This is a genomic window from Longimicrobium sp., from assembly GCF_036554565.1.
Classification (GTDB): Bacteria; Gemmatimonadota; Gemmatimonadetes; order Longimicrobiales; family Longimicrobiaceae; genus Longimicrobium.
In genome coordinates this window covers 1-6,112 of record NZ_DATBNB010000530.1, presented here as the reverse complement: position 1 = coordinate 6,112, position 6,112 = coordinate 1, and the positions used below count along the sequence as shown (strand labels likewise).

6 protein-coding genes are annotated in these 6,112 nt (G+C 69.9%); 2 read left to right on the top strand and 4 right to left on the bottom strand.

Going from position 1 to position 6,112, the window contains the following annotated elements; all coding sequences use genetic code 11:
• A partial coding sequence (locus VIB55_RS14550) for a glycogen/starch/alpha-glucan phosphorylase (RefSeq protein WP_331877379.1) occupies positions 1 to 1,919 on the top strand: 1,919 nt, incomplete at its 5' end.
• A 90-nt stretch (positions 1,920 to 2,009) separates the two neighbouring features.
• Here VIB55_RS14550 and VIB55_RS14545 read toward each other — a convergent pair.
• The 4 genes from VIB55_RS14545 to VIB55_RS14530 form a co-directional block, all read right to left on the bottom strand.
• Entirely contained in the window at positions 2,010 to 2,396 is a 387-nt protein-coding gene (locus tag VIB55_RS14545) for a hypothetical protein (RefSeq protein WP_331877378.1), read from the bottom strand.
• Between the two features lie 380 nt (positions 2,397 to 2,776).
• Positions 2,777 to 3,637: a histidine phosphatase family protein gene (locus VIB55_RS14540; protein WP_331877377.1), complete on the bottom strand. Its 861-nt coding sequence runs from the start codon at positions 3,635 to 3,637 to the stop codon at positions 2,777 to 2,779.
• Positions 3,638 to 3,726: 89 nt separating this feature from the next.
• Complete coding sequence (gene nadS, locus VIB55_RS14535; protein WP_331877376.1) at positions 3,727 to 4,023, bottom strand: NadS family protein; 297 nt, start codon at positions 4,021 to 4,023, stop codon at positions 3,727 to 3,729.
• Positions 4,023 to 4,166: a hypothetical protein gene (locus tag VIB55_RS14530; protein WP_331877375.1), complete on the bottom strand. Its 144-nt coding sequence runs from the start codon at positions 4,164 to 4,166 to the stop codon at positions 4,023 to 4,025. Before VIB55_RS14530 ends, nadS begins: the two co-directional genes overlap by 1 nt.
• 529 nt (positions 4,167 to 4,695) lie before the next feature.
• Between VIB55_RS14530 and VIB55_RS14525 the strand changes: the two genes are divergently transcribed.
• A partial coding sequence (locus VIB55_RS14525) for a glycoside hydrolase family 3 protein (RefSeq protein WP_331877374.1) occupies positions 4,696 to 6,112 on the top strand: 1,417 nt, incomplete at its 3' end.

The following is a 6,112-nucleotide window of genomic DNA, read 5'->3' as shown; positions in this document are numbered from 1 at the left end:
AGGACGGAAACCCGTGGGAAATCGCCCGCCCCGACCGCACCTACACGGTGCAGTTCTACGGGCGGGCGGAGCCGCGCCGCGACGCCGCCGGCCGCCTGCACTACCACTGGGTGGATACCAAGGACGTGCAGGCGATGGCGTTCGACACGCCGGTGCCGGGATACTGCAACAACACGGTGAACACCCTGCGGCTGTGGGCGGCGCGGGCCACCGAGGAGTTCGACCTGGAGGGCTTCATCCGCGGCAACTACATCGCCGCGGTCGAGGCCAAGACGCAGACCGAGACCATCTCCAAGGTGCTGTACCCGCCCGACGACACGGGGGCGGGGAAGGAGCTGCGGCTGAAGCAGCAGTTCTTCTTCGTCAGCGCCACGCTGCAGGACATCATCAAGCGGTACAAGACCGAGCGGCCGACCTTTGCCGACTTCCCGGACAAGGTGCAGATCCAGCTGAACGACACCCATCCCGCGGTGGCCATCCCCGAGCTGATGCGCCTGCTGATGGACGAGGACGGGATGGAGTGGGACGTGGCGTTCGACATTGCGCGGCGCACCTTTGCCTACACCAACCACACGGTGCTTCCCGAGGCGCTGGAAACCTGGGGGCTGGACCTGTTCGGCCGGCTGCTGCCGCGCCACCTGGAACTGATCCGCGAGATCGACCGGCGCTTCCGCGACCGCGTGGCCGAGAAGTTTCCCGGCGACGCCGCGCGCGAGGAGCGCATGGCCATCGTCTCCAACGGGCAGGTGCGGATGGCGCACCTGGCCATCGTGGGCAGCCACACGACGAACGGGGTGGCGGCGCTCCACACCGAGATCCTCAAGGACCGCATCTTCCGCGAGTTCGCCGAGCTGTGGCCCGACCGCTTCACCTCGGTGACCAACGGCATCACGCAGCGCCGGTGGATGCTCAAGGCCAACCCCGAGATGTCGGGGCTGATCACCGAGGCGCTGGGGAGCGAAAAGTGGGTGACGGAGCTGGAACTGCTGCGCGGGCTGGAGCCCTTCGCGGACGATTCCTCGTTCCGCGAGCGGTGGATGGCGGTCAAGGCCCGGAACCGCGCGCGGCTGGCGACGATCGTCCATGACATCACGGGCGTGGCCATCGCGCCGGGGACCATGATGGACGTGCAGGTGAAGCGCATGCACGAGTACAAGCGCCAGCTGATGAATGCGCTGCGCTGCGTGGATACCTACCTGGAGCTCCTGGACTCGCCGGAGCGCGACATTCCCGTGCGCGCGGTGCTGTTCGGGGGCAAGGCGGCGCCCACCTACTGGTCGGCCAAGCTGATCATCCAGCTGACCAACGCCATCGCGGCCCGCGTGAACGCCGATCCGGTGGCCGGGCGCAAGTTGCGCGTGGCGTTCCTTCCCGACTACCGGGTGTCGCTGGCGGAGCGCATCTTCCCGGGAAGCGACCTGTCGGAGCAGATTTCCACCGCCGGGTTCGAGGCGTCGGGAACGGGGAACATGAAGTTCGCCCTGAACGGCGCGCTCACCATCGGCACGCTGGACGGCGCCAACGTGGAGATCGCCGAGAACGTGGGCCTCGACAACATCTTCATCTTCGGGATGACGGCCGACGAGGTAGAGGCGCGTCGGGTGGCGGGGTACAACCCGCGGGCGGAGTACGAGGCCAGCCCGCGGCTGCGGCGGGTGCTGGATTTCGTCGCGAGCGGCATGCTGTCGCCGGAGGATCCCGGCCTCTTCCGCCCGGTGGTGGAGCACCTGCTGACGGCGGACGAGTTCATGGTGCTGGCCGACTTCGACGCCTTCCTGGACGCGCAGGCCACGGTGGACGTGGCCTGGGCAGACCAGCACGCCTGGACGCGCAAGGCGATTTTGAACGTGGCGCGCTGCGGGTTCTTCAGCAGCGACCGCTCGGTGAAGGAGTACGCGACCCGCATCTGGAAGCTGTAGGCTTCCGGGCGGGAACGCTGGACGGCCCTCCTCCGCGATGCGGGGGAGGGCCGTTTTCGTGGGGCGAACCCCGGTGGCTACCGGCGTTCCTCAGCGGTTGCGGATGGCGCCCACACCCAGGCCCACCACCCCGCCGACGACCGCTCCCACCCCGGCCATGGGCACGATGGCGATCCCGCACATGGAGTCCGCTTCCCAGCAATTCGGTGACAGTGCGATGAGCGCGAGCCCGGCCAGCGCCCCCACGCCAACCCCGATCACCCCGTGCGCGGCGGTGGACAGCGGGCGGACGTTGGGAGCGGCCCAGCGCGCGTACACCGGCGCCGGGGTGAGCGATGGCGGCAGCGGCTGGACGGCGCTGGCAAACGTGGCGGCCTCGGGCGGATGGCTTCCGGCGCCACCGGCGTGCTGGGCGTACGCGGGTGCGCCGAGCAGCGAGGCGAGGAGCACGGCAACGGCGTAGCGCACGAGGTTCATGGGATTTCTTCCGGGAGACGGATGGTTCGGAGCGCCGGGGTGCGGCGCGTGGCTGGCCGAAGTACCCGTTCGCCTCGCGCCGGTTCCTGGTCTCCTCGTCCGTTTCGGCGGTGGGGCGGACGGTCGGGGTTCGACTGGGTGTCTCGCATGCCTCGGGAGGCCCCTCCCCCGGCCCCTCCCCGCATGCTGCGCATGCGGAGAGGGGAGAACTTCGTGTGCCGCGACCGACTGCGAGGTGTCATCCCGATGGAGCGGCCACACCTAACCCGCGGCGGCTCCATGATTTGCCGCGACTGAGGGATCCGCCACACACCCCGCGTGACGCGCCGATGCCCCGGATGCACCGAACCGGGCGCCCCACCGGGTTCGCTCGGTCGTTCTCACAACGACGACGTGGGCGGCTCGTCCGCCGCAGGGGCGATCCAGTACGTCTGTTTGTGGTGGCGCGACTTGAACTCCTGCAGGCGTGCCTCGGCTTCGGCGCGGGTGGCCAGGGTACGCACGAGCGCCCGGTTTACGTTGTCGTCCTGGCGCCACAGCTCGCACGGCGTACCGTCCGGACCCTCGTCCTGGCGGCACCACGCGGGCGAAAGGCGCGCACGCGGGGTGTCGGGCGTGAGGTCGTAGTGCGAGGTGTCGTTGAACAGCGTGAGCCGGGCGCGGGTCGGTCCGCGGAAGTCGACGATGTTCAGCGCGGCCGGGCTCTGGTCCAGGTTGTCGCGGTAGCGGCGCGGATCGAACCCCAGCAGCGAACTCAGCAGCAGGCGGATGGTCGCCTTGTGCGATACGATGAGGATGGTCTGTCCCTCGTGCCGGCGGACCAGGTCCAGCACCGCCGGGAGCGCGCGCGCCGTAACGTCCAGCCCCGTTTCTCCACCGAGCGGCGCAAACGTGTACGGGTCGGCGTCCCACGCGGCGGCCTCGTCCGCGAACCGCGCCTCCACCTCCTGCCGCGTCATCTCCTCCCACCGGCCGTGCGATATCTCGCGCAGCGCGGCATCCGTCTGCACGTCCAGCCCGTGCGGCGCCGCGACGATGCTCGCCGTCTCCACCGCCCGGCCCAGCGGCGACGCGTACACGGCCGCGATGCGCTCCGTCCGCAGCCGCTCCGCAAGCCGCCGTGCCTGCTCGCGCCCCACGTCGGCCAGGGGCACGTCGATGGAGCCGGCGAACCGGTCCTCGGCGGTGAGGACGGTCGCGCCGTGCCGCACCAGGAAGATGCGCGTGATCGAGGACCCCATTGGACTCGAGGTCAGGGCGTGAGGGACCGGGTCACCGCTCACGTTACTCCGCGGGTGCCACGAGGGAAACCGCTGCCCCGCCGGTGGCGTTACGAGGCAGCGGCTTCCAGCAGGATCTCCGGATGCTTCTCGGCGATGCGCAGCAACCGCATGGCGGGCCCGCTCGGCTCGCGCCGGCCCTGCTCCCAGTTCCGCAGCGTCTTTACACTGATTCCCAGGGCGTCGGCGAAGCGATCCTGCGTCATGTCGAGCCGCGCCCGTATCTCACGAGGATCGGGCTCACCGAAGAAGTGAATTCGCTCGGCCGGAAGATCCAGATCGCCCCGCGAATGAGCGACGGCCTCTTCCAGGCTGGCAACGAGCTCCTCGAACAGCTTTTCCTCCATCACTCACCTGCCTCGATTCGATGGATCAGCGCAGCCAGTGTCTTCCGCATGGCGGGCGACACATCTTCTTCTACGTTCTTCGCATAGAGGTGCAACAGATAGCAGCGAAACGCCGAGGCGTGGACGTAGTAGATGATCCGCAATCCGCCTCGCTGCCGCGTCCTTCCGCCTTCCAGCGAAGCTTCCGCACGCCTCCGGTGCCTGGGATCAACACGCCGGCGTCCGGCTTCGCCAGCAACACTGCCTGAAGTTCTCGCAGGCCGTCGTCCGCCAGATACTCCTTCCGGGCGCGCTCGAACAGGCTCGACTCTACGAAGAGCATAGCGGCGATCAGCTCTCTACGCCAGAGGCGTAGCGAAGGTCCACAGATGAGCAAACGCGCAAAGGGCTGCATTGCGAAGCGAGCAGCCCTGCAGAAGATGTGCACTCTGTGTCCTTGTAGCAACGATTGCTTACGGCCGGCTCACCCCTGTTCATCTTCGTCGTACTGCCCGAACCGTGGTCGTTACGTCGTCCCGGGCGGCAGGTCCGCGGATGCCAGGTTCCGTGCGTGGCGCCTCCATGGAGTAATCATCCAGCTCCCTTGCCCGACGCGTGGCCAGGACTTACCACCAGTTGCCTCAGCGTCCAGGGGTGGCGTACCTTCGCGGCAACCCCCATCCCGCGATGCCCATGATCCGCCGTTCGCCCTTTCTGCTCCTGGTGGCCCTGGGCTGCGCCCCCGCCGCCGCGCCCCCTGCCGCGTCGGTCCAGGCCTCGTCCGTCTCTGCCGGGGGGCTGGACGCGGAGCAGCAGGCGTGGGTGGACAGCACCCTCGCGTCGCTCACCCTGCGGCAGAAGGCGGGGCAGGTGGTGTTCGGGTGGACGGGGGGCGAGTACGTGGCGGCCGACTCGCCGGAGATGGAGCGGCTGCTGGAGATGGTGGAGCGCGACGGCATCGGCGGGATCGTCATCTCGATGGGGCTGCCCCACAGCTACGCCGCCAAGCTGAACGCCCTGCAGCGCCGCGCGCCCGTGCCGCTGCTGGTGACCACGGACATGGAGAACGGGCCGGGGATGCGGCTGGCCGGCGGATACGCGCTGCCCTCGCTGCTCCCCCTGGGCGGAGGAACGTCGTTTCCGCCCGTGATGGCGCTGGGGGCCACGGGCTCCGATTCGCTGGCGTACCAGGTGGGCCGGGTGATCGGGCGCGAGGCGCGGGCGGTGGGGGTGCACCTGACGTTCGGCCCGGTGCTGGACGTGAACTCCAACCCGATGAACCCCATCATCAACGTCCGCTCCTTCGGCGAGGACGCGCGGGAGGTGGCGCGCCTCGCCTCGGCGATGTCGCGGGGGATCCGCTCGGCCGGGCTGCTGTCGGCGGGGAAGCACTTTCCCGGTCACGGCGACACCGAGGCCGACACCCACATCGGCTTCGCCGCCATCCGCGCCGACCGCGCCCGCCTGGACTCGGTGGAACTGGTGCCCTTTCGCGCCGCCGTGCGCACCGGCATCGACGGGATGATGGTGGCGCACATCTCCATGACCGGCATCGAGGGCCCGGAGGCGGCCCCGGCCTCGCTGTCGCCCGCCATCACCCGCGACCTGCTCCGCCGCGACCTGGGGTTCGGCGGGCTGGTGTTCACCGACGCCATGAACATGGGCGCGGTGATCCGGCGCTACGGCCAGCGCGAGCCCCTGCTGCTGGCCCTGGACGCCGGCGCCGACGTGCTGCTGCAGCCCATCGACCCGCGCGAGGCGGTAGACGCCGTGGTCGCCGCGGTACAGGCCGGCCGCGTGACCCCGGAGCGGCTGGACGGGTCCGTGCGCCGCATCCTCGCGGCCAAGGCCCGTGCCGGGCTTCACCGGCGGCGGACTGTGGAGCTGGACAGCGTGGAAGCGGTCGTCGGCTCGCGCGCGCACGGTGAGCTGGCGCAGGCGGTGGCCGAGCGGTCCATCACCCTGGTCCGCGACGAAGCCCGGCAGGTGCCGCTGGCGCCCGGAACGCGGGTGCTGTCCATCACCTACGCGCAGCCGGCGGACATCATGGCCGGGCGCGCGTTCGACCGCGAGCTGGCGGCGGGCGGGTGGACGGTAGCCAGCGCCCGCG

Coding starts and splice junctions, on each gene's coding strand:
- VIB55_RS14540 (WP_331877377.1), bottom strand. CDS start 3,637: ATGGGGTCCTCGATCACGCGCATCTTCCTGGTGCGGCACGGCGCGACC.
- nadS (WP_331877376.1), bottom strand. CDS start 4,023: ATGGAGGAAAAGCTGTTCGAGGAGCTCGTTGCCAGCCTGGAAGAGGCC.
- VIB55_RS14545 (WP_331877378.1), bottom strand. CDS start 2,396: ATGAACCTCGTGCGCTACGCCGTTGCCGTGCTCCTCGCCTCGCTGCTC.